Origin of the sequence: Providencia sp. (assembly GCF_052096715.1) — a bacterium.
Taxonomy (GTDB): domain Bacteria; phylum Pseudomonadota; class Gammaproteobacteria; order Enterobacterales; family Enterobacteriaceae; genus Providencia.
This window is the reverse complement of the sequence record NZ_JBQDNB010000012.1, coordinates 13,334-28,644: the sequence shown is the minus strand read 5'-3', so window position 1 is coordinate 28,644 and position 15,311 is coordinate 13,334. Positions and strand designations below refer to the sequence as shown.

Genomic DNA, 15,311 nt, shown 5'->3' with positions numbered 1-15,311 from the left:
AATGCAAACAGAATTACCCGTTGTGACCAATACAACTAATTTACCCGCTGAAAACCAGTGTGCCGCTTTTACCTTTGATAATCCGATCCCAGTCATGGGCGCTTATGATTTGCTTGATTGTATGGAATGCGCCAAAAATGGAAAATGGTACGAAACGCCGCTTGATTTTTATGGTATTGCGCGCGCCTTTCACTCTGCAGTGCATCATCAATCACCCTTATTTTTTAAACGCAATGTGATTATGAGTTGCTTCATTCCTCATAACTCACTGACTTATAAAGAAATGAGCGCTTATGTTCTTGATTATTTAGTATTTGGTAATGCGTACTTTGAACGTCGGCGCAATCGCCTTGGCGGCTTACTGCAGCTTAAGCGCTCACCGGCTAAATATACTCGCCGTGGTGTTGACCTGGATAATTATTTCTTCGTCCAAAATTTTCGTGAAGCCCACGAATTTAAACGCGGCGATGTGTTTCACTTAATCAATCCTGATATTAACCAAGAAATATATGGCTTACCTGAGTATCTATCTGGCCTTATCTCGGCAAAATTGAATCGGTCAGCAACAACCTTTCGTGTTAACTATTATGAAAATGGGTCACACGCTGGCGTGATTGTTTATCTTAATGACACACTCGCCGATCCCAACGGTGTCAACGACTTAAAAGAATCATTGCAAAAATCACGGCAGGGCGGCGCCTTTAAAAATTTGTTTGTCTATGCGGCAGGCGGTAAGAAAGACGGTATTCAAATATTACCGTTCAGCCAAATTGCCGCGAAAGATGAATTCATGAGCGTGAAAGATACAACGCGCGATGACTTGCTCGCAATGCACCGTGTGCCACCGCAACTAATGGGTATCGTTCCAAGTGGTTCGAGTAACTTTGGTGACATAGAGAAAGCAGCTAAAGTCTTTTCTATCAATGAATTATCACCCATCATTGAAAGCTTGAAGTCTATCAATGAGTGGTTAGGTGAGGAAGTCATACGCTTCAATCAGTACGCTTTGTTAGATGCCCTGGGTAGCAAGTGATAACGAGATAAAAATACTTATCCTCTGTATCAAACTGTACGCTATCACATGGCTTTCAATTATTACCTATACCTAGCCGCAGTTTAAATTAAAACACTTCAACCTACCTCACACAGGCGCTAAAAGCGCCTTTTTTTTACGCCTCAAACGTGCGAAAAAATAACCCCACCTACAACCCATTGCGCGCGATTGCTCCCCCGCCTCGCCCGCACACAAAAGGTGTGCTTTTTTGTGCATTTGTGCCGATGGGGGCAAGCCGCACCAGTACAGGCACTGAGCAGAAAATCAATCAAGGTTAAATTTGTGCAATCTGATGCGAAATTGTGACCTTATTTTAGGCATTAAAAAACCGCCTGTTAAATGGCGGTTTCTTAATAAACAATATTATCTTACTTATCTTTTGGCATGAACGATTCTGTTAATGAAGTACATTTATTCTTATCGCTCTGCTCTTTTTCTTTAAAGTTAGAATATGTATTAGCATCAAAGAATGAAATTCCTTCAACTTCTTCTTTTGGTATTAATGTTCTAAAATCAGATAACGAAAGTTGAGTATCCCCTAATCCATTCGCTATACCGCTATCGATATAATGTCGTCTATAATTAGTTGTTATTGTTACAGTTAAGTCATCTTTATCACGATAACCACTAAGCAACGGCAAAAGTTGCAAATATTCAGCTTTTCCATGCTCAAATTTAGGACAACTAATGAGCCCAACATAAATTTTTCTAGAGCTTAAAGTAAGAATTACAGGAAAACTCCTAACAGACGCTTCTATCAGCATGCTTTCTAGCGGGTCATTATTAACTGCTCTAGCTAGAGCATCAATCATTCTATCTTCATCACGATTCACCCACCATCTTTGTAAATAGCCGGCTGAAAAAGCCAAAAATAATGACACCAAACCAAAGATAGCAAATTTAAGATCTGCAAATTTTAGTTTATCAGACAAGGATAAAGGAAACATACGATTGATAGTTTCTGAGTCAATATATCCATTAGATAGTAAAATATTATACAGATATCGAAAAGTACCAAATAGGCTTAATGCGGAACAAAGTAACCACGCTACAACAGTAAAACAAACGCCCCAAACAGCCACAAAAAAATAAGCGTCCCAACCAGCGGAACGCTTAAATATATATTTGGAAGAAATTGCAGTATTTACATATAGATAACCACTAATAAGAACAATGACGAAAATAATCGTATTCATTAATTATTCGCCCCGTGACTCTTCTTTAATACCTTTTAGTTGATCTATCTGTTCTTTGATGGCTTCTTTAACCTTATCATTTGATAAGTCAAGTTCGACATAACCATTTTTCGTTATTGTGTAACGACCACGGTTATCTTTAAGTACTTTTTTTAATCTATCTTGAGAGTTAAACATACCTACATCAAGGTCAAATCCTAGAACTAGTGACATAGATACCTCCTTTTTTTACAATTAAAAAAAACCGAGTCACTCCTTAAGTTACTCAGTCTTTCCATAAAAACTACATATCGTTTTTCTTGGTTGTGGTCTTTACCACAAAAATCTATTACACATTATGTATATCAAAAAGATTTTTTTATCAACTTACTGAGCAAACTTTGTGACATCTTTACAATCAGTTACTACATGTTGTGCTTTGACCTTACCTAGTGACACTATACGAAATACAATAACACTATCCATTTCTTTATAGGTCACAGTATAGCACAAAATCAAATACTGTACATATATACAGTTAATTTATAATTATACATGTCTAATTTCTAACATGAATGAAGTAAAATTATTATGTCCATCTGTGTTACTTTTATATCAATATTCAAACATTCACCCAGTCATAAACCAAACCAACACATAACGCGAAAGCGCACCAAAGACCGACGAATACTAGATACTTAGTTAGCATTTTTTGCCCTCAATTTTGTGATTCGCGCCAATGCATCAGCGCACCGTTGTTTATACTTCTGACTTCTATGCTCTTTTTGTGCTGCTATTTCTTGTTTTCTTTGCTCTTTTCCATCCTCGGTTAACTCTAACCTCAGCCGTTCCCCATCTAATTTCAGATAATAGTTACCGTCACTAACCCCCATACCTTTAGTAAACATGGTTTCAACCTGTGGAATATCGAATTCAAAACCGACTTCATTGGCAAAAGTAACTATTTCCGACTGAATTTCTTTATCACTCTCGCTTAATTCAATTTTTGATATCTGTCTTTGCTGATTACTCTGTGATATTTCGCTACCTGCGGCGTTATTAGCGTCTGTTTCTATAAACGCGAAACCGTATTCCTTTATGTTGCATACTTCCCCTGAACCAAGCTCAGGCTCGTAAAATTGTACATCTGATAGATTGGATGTGATCCGTGATCTACAGTTATTGACAGGACTCCGAGGCGCTCCGCTGTCGCTTCTTAAAAGATTAAGGTCAACGTCAACATCGCTTTTCTTGACGATTTGATACTTTCTATCGCGCGTTTTAATGACTGGCGTACCGGCTTTCAATTGGTTATAGATACCGACAACTTTCTGAACATCTTCACCGTAAACATTGACGTCACTGATCTCACGGGCAACACGGATTGTTTCTTCACGCCGGCGAATACACGGGCCACCTTGTGACATAACATATTCAAAGAAATCACCGCTATCTGCTGCTGCGCGTACTCGCTCTGCAACCTCACCAAGTTTTTCAGCAATAGAAACGCCACGTAAACAAGAACGACGGCACTCTCGGTAAGCGCCTTTTGATGGGAGTTTATAGAATTGAAATTGGGGTATACGCCAAGTTGAAGCCCATGCGGTAACTGCCGCAGCCATACTTTTTAAATCTTTGCCGGTTTCGTGGTCTATCTCACCATCAAGCGCGTAGCCATCAATATTTTTAGCAATATATTTTGCGATATAGCCTACTGCACCACCGCGATTCATGTGTTTACATTCAAAACGGTATTTATGTGCACCGGCCTCGTCACCATCTTCTTTTAATGCACGTTTGCGCATGATCTCAATGGCTTTTGCCCGACTTGCTTTATCAACAAATAACAACATGTGCCAATGCGGTGTGCCATCATGATGCGGTTCGACAACACGAACACCATAAACATCAATGTTATTATCATTAAATGCCGAACGAATACGCGACCAAACTTTGACTAAGTACTGTTGCCCGTCCTTTGGTGTGTAGGCCTCATTTTTCCATTTACTATTAAGTACTGCGATCACATCTTTTTTACGTTTACGTAGCTTTGTTGGATGGTATTTTGACGGGCAAGTTAGTGTAATAAACATACCAATATCGCCACGTTCTTTCGCTACGCGTTCAATCCCTGCCATTTGAGCCATAAGCTCCATCCGACGAATTTCAGGATTTGAAACACTCGCCATAACTTTATCAAATAGGTCAAAACGTTCGCCGGTTTCAACATCTTGAATATCCATGCCTTGCAGGTATTGCATATTAGATAAACGCTGCGCTTGCACTGCGCGAATAGCTTGTTTACTCGCATATGGGTTGCGATTTTGGCAAACATCCATATTGGCAATCATTAAGGCTTCTAGCCATTGAGTGCGGTGGGCTTTTAACTTTCGACACCAAAAGTCTGCATTAACCAAGCGCTGTACAGCCGCTATCACTTTTCTAATTTCTAGATTTTGTTTACCTTTGCCTTTTTTGCGATTTTTCAAAACTCGGCAGTAGGCTTTATAATGAAGCGGGGCAATATGTAATCCTTTCACCAACTCAGCCAAACGCCCGTAAATTTCTGTTTGTACTGAATCTTGATAGATAACTTCACGATCACCGTTATTCTGTTCTGTAAACTTATCGCAATAGGTTTCATACAAATTAGAGAAACCGACAGCAATAATTTCAGCCAACTTTTTCACCGACTTATCATTCAAATCAAACAACCGGTTATATTGGCTAACATCAGGCGATAAACGAGTTGAGATTGTTAATAATGCTTTTGTTTCAATTTCATATCGTGCATTGATAACAAGTAATCTTTGCCATACTTGCTCATGAAAACGGTAATATAAAAAGTCATGGGCTTTACGTAGCCCACTTTCTTTTAATAAGTTGTCATAGTGTTTTTGATAGCGATAGCGCAGAACGCGCGGCAAGGTTTGAATATCACTTAAAATCGCTTGCCCCTGAACAATTTGTTCACGGGTAAGCGGTCTTTCTATATCGGATTTATAGTAATTATTTTCTTTTGGCTTATTCCACGGATAAGGAAATACCATATCCGCGGTATAAGTCAGCGGTAACGTAGAAAAATCTAATATCTTAGACATTAAGCGCCCCGCCTAATGTTTCTGGTCTTAATAGATTAATCGCGGTTTCACACCGGCGAGAAATTATGTCTACCGCTTCACGATAAACATCTAACGTTTTAATGCCCCGCCCTTTAACGTTTTGAACATGATAAGAAACTAAGTCAATCGCTAACATCCACGGATCAGAATGGCAGCAAACAAGGCTATAACAACGAGTACGGCGGTTAAATGACAGCAACCGCCAAATGATTTTATTGTTTTCTGTATCAACATGGCGCTGGATAGCAAAGCGTGTACCGCTGATATAAACACCATCGATAGGATCAAGCATCATTACTTAACCCCCTTCAATACAGCGATAATTTCTTTTGCTGGCTTACGACAACCATTTGCTGCAATTGTGCGAGGTGCTTCTATTTCATGAATAGTAAAACCAAGGTCGGCGTAAAGTGTTTTAGCCTGGGGGGAATTAGAAACAGTTACCGGATTACCTTGATTGTCATTAATATCTTTTAAGGCAATCGCTAACGCTTCATGGTCAGCATCAGTAAAGCCGGCTGTGTGATATTGAGTAAAACCATCACGACCAGCCATATATGGAGGATCACAATAAACACCGTCATTATCTTCAACTAATGAAAGGGTGTCTTGCCATTCAAGACAAACAAAATCAGCATGTTGGGCTTTTTCAGAAAATGAAATAATTTCATTTCTAGGAAAATATGGCTTCTTATAATTTCCAAAAGGAACATTAAAGCCACCACTTTGGTTATATCGACATAGCCCATTATAGCAATGCCTATTTAATATTAGAAAATCAGCCGCATTATTGTATGGGCTAGTACTCCCTTTGCTGTTATTGAATCTATCCCTAATAGCGTAATAAATGTCTCTTTTATTAAATCGCTCCCAAATAAAGGATAATGATTCGAAAAAATCCTCTATAGGGTCAGAAACACATTGATATAACGTAATTAAATCCTGATTAACATCTGCAATTAAATACTGCTCATAGTCAGTATTCATCATCACAGCGCAAGAACCAGCGAACGGTTCAACTAAACGCTTTGCATTTGGTAAATGTGGGCGTAGTTGTTCCATGATGCGAACTTTAGAGCCAGCCCATTTGAGTATGGTTTTATTAGCCATATCACACGCTCCGATAATGTTTACTTTTAAGTTCTGATACCGTTTGGCAGTCAATGCACAACGTGCAGCCAATGGATGCAATACGGCGATTTTCGGGAATAGGTTTTCCGCAACACTCACAAAAAAAAGAAGAAACACCACGAGGGCGGCTAGTAATTGCCTTTATCTGTTGTTCTCTCATTAATATTTCGTGGTCACTGGCACGATCAATTTCTTTAGACATGATTCAGCTCCGCTGCTTGATTCTCTAAATACTCAGCTTCGCTCATCAATAATTGATGCATTTCACCGTAATTAAGCTTTTCATCTAAAACTTTGTATGCAAGTGAACGCTGACGATCAGCGAATCCACTAACAAGTGATTTGCGCTCATCTTCTCGGTTCGCTTTTATGTTTTCTGCAACAGGGGTAAATATTGGGTCGGGGAATGTTCTCATATTTATTACCTATATTTAGATTGTAAAAAGTCCTGACGAATCAACGTCATTATTTTTAATAATTAAATTTAAATTAGATTGGCATTACTATATGTGTTGGTAACAATGCATTTAATGCCTTTATTTGATTAAGTGCATTAATAAACTGTTTTTGTTCGCTAATAATTAAATCGTCAAATCTCATTTCTTTTTTATCACTTAGATTTGCAAGATGAAAAATCATATCTAATATTCTTTTATCTTGTTTACGTAAGTAATCAATGAAACCTGATAATTGTTGATTTGTTGGTTCTTCATTACGGCATTGTAGTAATTGAGTTCTCAGCTCTGCCGCTTTATTCAGTGCTGCGGTGCGTTCTGTGAGTGTTCCTCCATCATTATAGTACCGCTCATAAGACTTTCTTTTTATACTAGGGGCATCTACCAGCTTTGATTGAAAACTAATAATCTCGGCTGTATTTACTTTCTTGCCTGTATTATCTATTTCTTTCATTGCCGTGTTACCCATAATCAAACCCTCATTATTTAGAATCGATATTGACGGTTTTTTATCCATGACCGAAAACATGGCGTGTGGTATATTTGCTTCGCCTGTGATTTCTTGAAGGGAATCAGGCGTAACAGCCACTCAAAAGAGGAAGATTCATGTCTAAAAAAGAAGTTCCTATATTTATTCCTGCCGGTGTTGAATACGTTATTCATAATCAGCTAGCCTGTATTAAATTCGATTACCGTTTAAAACCACCACATAAATTACCTAAAAATGGCGAGCTATTTACTGGTCTCACTGTTGAACAAGCAACGGATCTGGTTGCTTTCCTGCAACATTATATTGACGCCGAAAAATTACTTGGCGGGAATAATCAGAAGCATTAATTTTTAGAATGCTACCGAATTTAAAATAAGAAAGACGAATTACATCTTTATTTATCATTCTCTTTCTTATTTTTCCTGAAATATCCATTTATTAAACCCCGTAAAGTTCATCTATATATTTTGTTGCTTCCGCCATTGCATCAAATAACCCGAATGATTGTTCATTCTGTGAAACTTGATAGCGCGTTATCTGGCGTAATTTATTTCGTGGATACTTTTTGATAGTGAAACCACGATAAATAAAGCAATGGGATTTAAGCTGCAATATTTGCATATTACAGCCCAACCCACAGAAGCCACATTTTACGCTGATCTTCCGTTCGGCTATAAAACGCCTCATCCATCCCGCGATTAAATTCAGTAATACTTACCCAAATTTCACCAGCGCGGCTTTTTGGTTTTGTTGGATCTCGAAATTCGATAATCGGCAACTTACCTTGCTTAGCCATTGTCTTTACAGCTTCATGATTTTTACCGATCAACTCCGCAAATCTAGCAAGCGGGACAGCGCTAACCGGATATTTCACATTGATTTGTTCTTTACTCATTTGATACCCTCGTTTGGTTAAGCCTTTTAAAGCCTTTTATTTCTGGTTTTATAAGGTAACTCGCGCGTCAATCGGTTCAAATAAGGAACCGATAACGGAATATTAGTTCGATAAGAGAACCAAGTCAATGGACATACCTCAAAAAATTAAGGCTGTAAGACAAGCAGAAGGATACAGCCAATCTCAATTGTCTGATTTAGTTGATATATCTATCAGTACGCTTAAAAAAATTGAGGCAGGCTATCAAGAGCCTAGCGTTACGACACTTTCAAAAATAATTAAGCATCCAAAATTTGAAAAATACGCCTTATGGATAATTAGCGATAAAACACTCCCCGAGGCCGGACAAATTGCTCCGGCTCTCGCACACGATGGGCTAGAGAAAGAAACCTTACGCCGCTCAGAAAAGAAAACTGGTTAGACGTCCTATATCTATATTCTGATTACTGCTGGTCACAGTCAGTCAGCTACATCGGAGGGCTTACTTATGGCAATTAAGAAGCTCAATGATGGTCGATACGAAGTGGATATGCGCCCAAACGGGCAAGATGGAAAGCGATTAAGACGGATTTTTGATCGCAAAGTAGAAGCTGTTACATTCGAAAAGTACGCAATTGTTAATGCAAAGAAATTTTCAGGTAACGTAGAACTTGCTGGAAAAGTTAGGCTGAATGAATTACTTGATAAGTGGTGGTTATATCATGGTCAAACATTGAAAAATGGACTCATTGAAAAAAGACATTTATTGAAATCAATAAAATCTCTTGGAAATCCGACAGTGAATCAACTGGATAAGCACGCGCTACTTGAACATCGTAGCTCACGGTTAATTGATGGCATTAGCCCAGCAACAATTAACAGAGATTTGTATCGCTTATCAGGAATGTTAACCGCCCTTGAAAAACTAGAATTATTCAAGAGCAAAAATCCATTAAAGGGCTTACCGCCACTTAAAGAGAAACAACCAGAGCTTACCTTTTTAAATGAGCAAGAAATAGCAACATTGCTTAATGCTGTATCTGGTGATTATAAACTCATAGCACTACTTTGTTTAAGTACCGGAGCAAGGTGGAGCGAAGCTGAAACACTGCACAGTGAGCAAGTTCAAAATGGGCGCGTGACTTTTTTGCAAACAAAAAATGGTAAGAAAAGGGTAATTCCCATTTCTGATGAATTGGTAGGACAGATCAAAACCAAAAAATCAGGAAAATTATTTACAGTGGATTACAACACCTTTAGAGAAAAGCTAAAGGAAATAAAACCCGATTTACCAAGAGGACAAGCAACACACGTTTTACGTCATACGTTTGCTAGCCACTTTGTAATGAATGGGGGAAATATTGTTGCACTGAAAGAAATATTAGGACATGCGAGCATTAACCAAACAATGGCCTATGCTCATTTAGCACCTGATTATTTACAGCTAGCAATAAAACTTAATCCATTAAATGGCATGAAAATTTAATTAAACCGAGGTGGGCGACCGTCCAGTTTCCGTCCACCTCTGCGAACTTTGATGAACTTTCATAGCCTTTTAAATTTTGATAAGTAACTGTTTTTAAAGGAATGAAAACATAACTCATTGAAAAAAAAGCCCCTAAAAGGGGCTTAAAAGACAGGGATGGTGTCTATGGCAAGGAAAAACTTCATTTGTTGCTACTTCACTACTTACATTTTGAAACTCACTTCACGACTTAAATTTTACTTATCTCACTGCTATATTCTTTTGCTATTGCATCGCTTGATATTCAGCCATTTTGTGCTGGTGAATCTGTTCAAGTTGAACTTTCTGTTCAGGCGTTAACAACTGGTATAATTCATGGTGAATACGTGCCATTTCCACACGTTGTTCCAGTTCTTTTTGCAATCGCTTTTCGATTTGTTCACGGACAGCTTTATCATCAAAGCTATCTGCGATAATTAATTTGTGTAGTGCTTCACGTTCTTGCACTAAACCCGAGTTATCAACGCGATAATGCCGCTGTGTAGCCATTAAATCTCGTAATTGCTGGCGCTGTTTTTCATTTAACGTGATACCATTAAACAGGAAAGTACTTGCGCGCTCTTCATTACTAAACATTTCATGATTTTGAAATGGAACTACAACTTGAGAATTTGCTGAGGCAGATTGTTCAGGTTGCATTTGTAACATTAAAGGGGCTTCCCCTTCACGGACACTAGCATCGTTTGCTGGGATTTCCCCAAAAGCGACTGCGGGTCCGAAAACAAATGCAGAGGCTAAAACTAATACTGCTGTTTTATGTGCTGTTCTATGCATTTTAGACACCTTGTTTCCGAACTGTGCTCGTGATTCAATGTGGACAACTATACGCTGGTGGCTGCAAACTAGCGTCAGAGCTTGTAAAAGAACGTAAAGTCATGGAATCGTGAAGATTGTTATCGTATTTTGGTAGCCGGAGGACTTAAACAATGCATAAAATCCTATTAGTTGATGACGACCGTGAACTCACGTCGCTATTAAAAGAATTGCTGGAAATGGAAGGCTTCAATGTTGTCATCGCTTATGATGGTGAACAGGCATTACAGCAAATAGACTCATCAATTGACCTGCTATTACTTGATGTCATGATGCCAAAGAAAAATGGTATCGAGACATTAAAAGAGCTGCGTCAATTACACCAGACCCCAGTGATCATGTTGACTGCCCGTGGCAGTGAACTCGATAAAGTATTGGGATTAGAATTAGGGGCGGATGATTATCTTCCTAAACCTTTCAATGACCGTGAACTTGTCGCTCGTATTCGCGCCTTACTACGCCGCTCAACTTGGAGCGAGCAGAACCAAGGTGACAATAGCAACACGCCTGTGCTGCAAGTTGATAAACTGCAACTTAACCCAGGCCGCCAAGAAGCGAGCTTCGATACCGAAATTCTCGATTTAACTGGAACTGAATTCACGCTACTGTATTTATTAGCACAACATTTAGGACAAGTCGTTTCGAGAGAACACCTCAGCCAAGAAGTTCTTGGAAAACGCTTAACACCGTTTGACCGTGCCATTGATATGCACATCTCAAACTTACGTCGAAAACTCCCAGAGCGTACAGACGGTCAGCCGTGGTTTAAAACCCTACGTGGCCGCGGATACCTGATGGTTTCAGCCACATGATCAACAGTTTAACCGCAAGAATATTTGCGATTTTCTGGTTCACCCTCGCACTAGTGCTCATGCTAGTGTTGATGGTGCCCAAGCTAGACTCACGGCAGCTCACTGTTTTGATGGAAAGTGAGCAGCGCCAAGGAGAAATGCTTGAACAGCATATAGAAGCAGAACTCGCACAAGCGCCGATGAATGACCTCCTTTGGTGGCGTCGTATTTCAAACTCCATCAAAAAATGGGCACCACCCGGTCAACGCCTTATTATTGTGACCAGTGAAGGTCGCGTAATTGGTGCGATGCCGAGTGAAATGCAAGTCATTCGTAACTTTATTGGTCAATCGGATAACGCCGACCACCCGAAAAAGAAAAAATATGGCCGAGCAGAAATTATTGGCCCATTCTCGATTCGTGATGGTGAAGATCACTATCAACTCTATTTAGTTCGTCCAGCCAGTAGCCCACAATCTGATTTTATCAACCTACTGTTTGACCGACCGTTTTTACTACTGATTGCCACAATGTTAATCAGTGCGCCATTATTGCTCTGGCTATCATGGAGCTTGGCACGACCTGCGCGAAAACTGAAAATGGCGGCAGATGACGTCGCGAAAGGTAACTTACGGCCTCATCCAGAACTTGAATCCGGCCCACAAGAATTCCTCTCAGCAGGTAACAGCTTTAACCAAATGATCAGCGCCTTGGATGGCATGGTCAGCGCCCAACAACGTTTAATTTCTGATATTTCTCACGAATTACGAACTCCACTCACCCGTTTACAACTGGCAACTGCCCTATTACGTCGTCGCCATGGGGAAAGTAAAGAACTTGAACGAATTGAAACCGAAACACACCGTTTAGATAGCATGATCAACGATTTACTCGTGCTATCGCGTAGCCAACACAAAAATGAAATTCTTCGAGAAAACATTAAAGCCGATGAACTTTGGGGCGACATTCTTGACGATGCTAGCTTTGAAGCAGAACAGATGAACAAAACCTTGGACGTCACCTCGCCTCCGGGACCTTGGTCGCTGTACTGTAATCCATCCGCTGTTGGTAGTGCTTTTGAAAATATCGTCCGAAATGCTTTACGCTATTCTCATTCACATATTGCAGTTGATTTTAAAGAAGAAAATAACGGTGTCTTAATCACTGTTGATGATGACGGCCCAGGAGTTAGCCCAGCCGACCGTGAGCACATTTTCCGTCCATTCTACCGAACGGATGAAGCGCGAGCGCGAGAAACCGGTGGAACAGGCTTAGGTCTCGCCATCGTCGAGACCGCAATCACTCAGCATAAAGGTTGGGTAAAAGCCGATAATAGCCCATTAGGGGGATTACGCTTACAAATTTGGTTACCCGAACACGGTCGCTAGCCCTTATTTTAAATCGTTAGCAAGCCTTCAATTTTTAATACAATAGTTATTAAAAGTTGGAGGCTTTTTTTATTTCATTATTTAATATAACTACAAACCATATTATTAATACGCTTATTCATCAGAATATTCTTATAATCGCCTATTTCATCAACCACCAAAATAACTCATCAATATATAACCCTATTTTACTCTAATTAATAATGATGCGATCGAACAAAAACGCATTAAAGGCGTTCAATTCAAAACATAAAGTAATAGCTAATAAGTATTACTTTAATTATTAACTAGTTAACTCATATAGTGAGTAATGTATTAATCTGATACTCTTAAAGAGAAAAAATTATTAAATGTAAATTTCAGGATTAATTAAAATCAAATGGCACGCACTCCCAAGCCAACTTAAATTTCATACGTATATAATAAAAAAAAACAATTAGATACTCCTAATAGGAGTTTAAAATAAATACAATTTTATTTTTTATAACCCATTTAAATATTAGCCGAACTTAACTTCAAATGGACTTATCAATGAAAAAAAACAAGCTCACTCAGCTGATCATGTTAGCAGTACTAGGCGCATTCAGTAGCAGCAGTCTCGCTGGCGGCCTAGTTGTACCCGATAACAACTTGCGCAGCGACCTCGCTTGGCTTTCAGAACGTAATGTAATTCAAATCAGCCTTTCAACATGGCCCCTTTCTCAGGAAGAAATTACGCGTTCGTTGGATAATGCCAACATCACCAATGATGAGCAGCAAGCAATTATTCAACGCATCAAGAAAAAGCTTGGGAACAGCAAAAATAGTGTTCAACTAGAAACCCATTTAGCCTCTGGCAAACCGTCAATGCCACAAGGATTTGGACAAAGTGAATACAGCGATTTTCGCTATACTGTTTCCGGTAACTACAGCACTGATGACGTTGATTTAAACCTCAAAGCCAATGCCGAACGTGCTTTGCGCGTTGAAAATGGCTCTGACTACAACCTTAACGGCTCTTATGGTGGCGTTAAAGTTTGGAACCAATGGATAAGCTTTGGTGAAATCCCGCAATGGTGGGGACCGGGTCATGATGGTAGCTTAATCCGCACCGATGCCGCACGCCCTGTCACCGGTTTCTTAATGCAACGTGCTGACCAAAGCCCATTTGAAACACCATGGCTTTCATGGATTGGTTCATGGCAATACCAGCTTACCGCAGGCCAAATCAAACAGTATTCATCCCAACCTAATACTAAATTGATTGGTCTACGCATGACAATGAACCCAACTGACTTCTTTGAACTTGGTGGTTCTCGTGTGGTGATGTGGGGAGGCGATGGCCGCCCAAATAACTGGAACTCGTTCTGGAATGCCATGGGTGGAAAGGATAATACCGGTGACTACAATGACGACCCCGGCAACCAACTTGCTGGCCTTGATTTTAAACTAAAACTTTATCCGCTTATTGATTTGCCAGTGAGTGTTTACGGGCAAATGGTCGGTGAAGATGAAGCCAATCTGTTCCCATCGAAAAATGCCTTTATGGGCGGTATCGAGGGATATCATACCGCTTGGGGCCAACCATTGAACTGGTATATTGAAGGCGCCAATACCCATACGGAGTGGAATAAAAATGGCGTGATGTACCGCCACTTTATCTACCAAGATGGTTATTACCAACAAGGCGCGCCATTAGGCCATGCGATGGGCGGCGATGGTCGTATGTTATCTGCAAAAGTTGAATACACACTTGATGATGATAACCGCGTCAGTACCCGTTTAGTTTATGCGAAAGTAAATAAAGAGAGCTACCCACAAAATAGAATCTTCCCAGAATCTGAAACCATCAAAGGGGTCGATTTAGGTTGGTGGCATAATTTTGATAGAGACATTAGTACAGACGCCAAAGTGTGGGTTTCGAAAACTGACTATGACACTCGCGACGATCTCGGTGCGTCAGTAACAGTGAACGTGCCGTTTAAGTGGTAATACTTATTTAAAGCCCGCATTATAAATAGTCTCTCATCACGGACAGCGATACTCGCCGTCCGTGTTTTTGATTAAATATTAATTTTCGTTCCACTTTTTCTGATTAAAGTAATTAAATCTAACAATTATTAAGTTAATTAAAATCATCAATTTCAGCTGTTATCAATCCTATTTTACGCCGAACCAGTGTATTGCTAGCATATTAAATAATATGAATAAAATGTATCCATAATAAGCGTAATGATATTAATAGGTTAACTTAAGTTAAACTCGGGTTAATATTCGACGTCATTTTAAGAGTTATAACCTGATAATTTAAAATAATTTATCCAATTAATACTCACCTCTAAGACTATTCTCTAACGTTATTTAAGATATAGTCTCTATGTATATTTAATGGTATTATTAATCGCTTTTTGCTTGACCCTGCTAGCTAGCAGGATTAACCTTCATCGGTTAAAAACAATAAGAAATGTTTATCAATTGAGCGATTCAGCTAAAAGTGCAACAATTTCAATTGAT

The 15,311-nt window shown here is 39.4% G+C and carries 18 protein-coding genes; 7 read left to right on the top strand and 11 right to left on the bottom strand.

All coding sequences use genetic code 11. From position 1 onward, the window contains the following. The first annotated feature begins 1 nt into the window (after window position 1). Window positions 2–1,033: a phage portal protein gene (locus ACTH6U_RS11220; protein WP_441832224.1), complete on the top strand. Its 1,032-nt coding sequence runs from the start codon at window positions 2–4 to the stop codon at window positions 1,031–1,033. A 389-nt stretch (window positions 1,034–1,422) separates the two neighbouring features. Here the strand turns inward: ACTH6U_RS11220 and ACTH6U_RS11215 are convergent, their stop codons facing one another. From ACTH6U_RS11215 to ACTH6U_RS11180, 8 genes are all read right to left on the bottom strand, one after another. After that, window positions 1,423–2,250, bottom strand: a complete 828-nt coding sequence (locus ACTH6U_RS11215) for a hypothetical protein (protein ID WP_441832223.1) — start codon at window positions 2,248–2,250, stop codon at window positions 1,423–1,425. 3 nt (window positions 2,251–2,253) lie between these two features. Then, window positions 2,254–2,463 carry a hypothetical protein gene (locus ACTH6U_RS11210; RefSeq protein WP_441832222.1) on the bottom strand — a complete coding sequence of 70 codons (210 nt, stop codon included), beginning with the start codon at window positions 2,461–2,463 and terminating at the stop codon, window positions 2,254–2,256. Between the two features lie 464 nt (window positions 2,464–2,927). After that, a complete protein-coding gene (locus ACTH6U_RS11205) occupies window positions 2,928–5,330 on the bottom strand; it encodes a replication endonuclease (protein ID WP_441832221.1) in 2,403 nt (800 codons plus the stop codon). Next, window positions 5,323–5,646 (bottom strand): hypothetical protein, encoded by a 324-nt coding sequence (locus ACTH6U_RS11200; RefSeq protein ID WP_441832220.1) that lies wholly within the window; start codon window positions 5,644–5,646, stop codon window positions 5,323–5,325. Before ACTH6U_RS11200 ends, ACTH6U_RS11205 begins: the two co-directional genes overlap by 8 nt. Beyond that, window positions 5,646–6,461 (bottom strand): DNA adenine methylase, encoded by an 816-nt coding sequence (locus ACTH6U_RS11195; RefSeq protein ID WP_441832219.1) that lies wholly within the window; start codon window positions 6,459–6,461, stop codon window positions 5,646–5,648. The genes ACTH6U_RS11200 and ACTH6U_RS11195 overlap by 1 nt, the downstream gene beginning before the upstream one ends. Window position 6,462: 1 nt before the next feature. Further along, window positions 6,463–6,684, bottom strand: a complete 222-nt coding sequence (locus ACTH6U_RS11190) for a TraR/DksA family transcriptional regulator (protein WP_441832218.1) — start codon at window positions 6,682–6,684, stop codon at window positions 6,463–6,465. Next, window positions 6,677–6,898 (bottom strand): DUF2732 family protein, encoded by a 222-nt coding sequence (locus tag ACTH6U_RS11185; protein WP_441832217.1) that lies wholly within the window; start codon window positions 6,896–6,898, stop codon window positions 6,677–6,679. Before ACTH6U_RS11185 ends, ACTH6U_RS11190 begins: the two co-directional genes overlap by 8 nt. 73 nt (window positions 6,899–6,971) lie before the next feature. Further along, on the bottom strand, window positions 6,972–7,406 hold the full coding sequence (locus ACTH6U_RS11180) for a DUF5347 family protein (RefSeq protein ID WP_441832216.1): 435 nt from the start codon (window positions 7,404–7,406) through the stop codon (window positions 6,972–6,974). Window positions 7,407–7,543: 137 nt separating this feature from the next. Here ACTH6U_RS11180 and ACTH6U_RS11175 point away from each other — a divergent pair, with 137 nt between their 5' ends. Further along, complete coding sequence (locus tag ACTH6U_RS11175) at window positions 7,544–7,774, top strand: hypothetical protein (protein WP_287479328.1); 231 nt, start codon at window positions 7,544–7,546, stop codon at window positions 7,772–7,774. A 91-nt stretch (window positions 7,775–7,865) separates the two neighbouring features. Here the strand turns inward: ACTH6U_RS11175 and ACTH6U_RS11170 are convergent, their stop codons facing one another. Further along, window positions 7,866–8,048, bottom strand: a complete 183-nt coding sequence (locus ACTH6U_RS11170) for a hypothetical protein (protein WP_441832215.1) — start codon at window positions 8,046–8,048, stop codon at window positions 7,866–7,868. A gap of 1 nt (window position 8,049) precedes the next feature. Continuing rightward, window positions 8,050–8,322, bottom strand: coding sequence for a Cox family DNA-binding protein (locus ACTH6U_RS11165; RefSeq protein ID WP_287479330.1), 273 nt, complete (start codon window positions 8,320–8,322; stop codon window positions 8,050–8,052). A 127-nt stretch (window positions 8,323–8,449) separates the two neighbouring features. Here ACTH6U_RS11165 and ACTH6U_RS11160 point away from each other — a divergent pair, with 127 nt between their 5' ends. Next, window positions 8,450–8,743 (top strand): helix-turn-helix domain-containing protein, encoded by a 294-nt coding sequence (locus ACTH6U_RS11160; RefSeq protein ID WP_287479332.1) that lies wholly within the window; start codon window positions 8,450–8,452, stop codon window positions 8,741–8,743. A 66-nt stretch (window positions 8,744–8,809) separates the two neighbouring features. Next, window positions 8,810–9,787, top strand: a complete 978-nt coding sequence (locus ACTH6U_RS11155) for a phage integrase (RefSeq protein WP_287479334.1) — start codon at window positions 8,810–8,812, stop codon at window positions 9,785–9,787. A 264-nt stretch (window positions 9,788–10,051) separates the two neighbouring features. Here ACTH6U_RS11155 and ACTH6U_RS11150 read toward each other — a convergent pair whose 3' ends face one another. Further along, a complete protein-coding gene (locus ACTH6U_RS11150; protein ID WP_294105112.1) occupies window positions 10,052–10,600 on the bottom strand; it encodes a Spy/CpxP family protein refolding chaperone in 549 nt (182 codons plus the stop codon). Between the two features lie 152 nt (window positions 10,601–10,752). Between ACTH6U_RS11150 and cpxR the strand changes: the two genes are divergently transcribed. The 3 genes from cpxR (at window position 10,753) to ACTH6U_RS11135 (ending at window position 14,789) form a co-directional block, all read left to right on the top strand. Then, on the top strand, window positions 10,753–11,451 hold the full coding sequence (cpxR, locus tag ACTH6U_RS11145; RefSeq protein WP_336429724.1) for an envelope stress response regulator transcription factor CpxR: 699 nt from the start codon (window positions 10,753–10,755) through the stop codon (window positions 11,449–11,451). Then, window positions 11,448–12,818 carry an envelope stress sensor histidine kinase CpxA gene (gene cpxA / locus ACTH6U_RS11140; RefSeq protein ID WP_294105108.1) on the top strand — a complete coding sequence of 457 codons (1,371 nt, stop codon included), beginning with the start codon at window positions 11,448–11,450 and terminating at the stop codon, window positions 12,816–12,818. The genes cpxR and cpxA overlap by 4 nt, the downstream gene beginning before the upstream one ends. Before the next feature lie 531 nt (window positions 12,819–13,349). Beyond that, window positions 13,350–14,789 carry a capsule assembly Wzi family protein gene (locus ACTH6U_RS11135; RefSeq protein ID WP_441832214.1) on the top strand — a complete coding sequence of 480 codons (1,440 nt, stop codon included), beginning with the start codon at window positions 13,350–13,352 and terminating at the stop codon, window positions 14,787–14,789. The last annotated feature ends 522 nt before the right edge of the window (window positions 14,790–15,311 follow it).